Source organism: Hymenobacter terricola, assembly GCF_017921975.2.
In the GTDB taxonomy this organism is placed as follows: Bacteria; Bacteroidota; Bacteroidia; order Cytophagales; family Hymenobacteraceae; genus Hymenobacter; species Hymenobacter terricola.
This window is the reverse complement of the sequence record NZ_JAGEMO020000241.1, coordinates 1-455: the sequence shown is the minus strand read 5'-3', so window position 1 is coordinate 455 and position 455 is coordinate 1. Positions and strand designations below refer to the sequence as shown.

The 455-nt window shown below is 53.6% G+C and carries 1 protein-coding gene; it reads left to right on the top strand.

The features are described 5' to 3' along the window. Positions 1–86: 86 nt before the first annotated feature. The coding region (locus J4G38_RS28400) for an XkdF-like putative serine protease domain-containing protein (protein ID WP_226164202.1) at positions 87–455 on the top strand (369 nt) is incomplete at its 3' end.

Sequence of the window (455 nt, the reverse complement as noted above, 5' to 3'; positions counted from 1 at the left end):
CCTGATGGCCACGCAGATGATCCTGATGACTCCAACGAAAAGCTGCTTGAGCAGAACGACCTGAACTACACATAAGGAGGCTACAAATGGCTATTGCAGTTATTGATGAGCGCGTTAGTCGCTCCCAGCACATAAGCGTCTACAGAGAAGACGGCTCCTGCCAGCACATTGAGCAGTATAGCTCTATGTCTGTGACAGAGGAGGTTCCTGTAGATGAAAGCGTCTACCTGAGCGTCGGTTTCGACGTCCATAAGGCTCGCGAAGACGAACAGCTCGTCAGCGGTTGGGCGAACGTCGCTCTTGACAAGAGCGGTGAGGCTCCCATGGACTGGCAGGATGACGTCATCGCACCTGAGACCCTGGAAAAGGCCGCCATCAACTTCATGCTCGATTACCGCGACAGTGGTGAGATGCATAAGGGCAAGAGCAAGGGCACGGTTGTAGAATCCATCGTG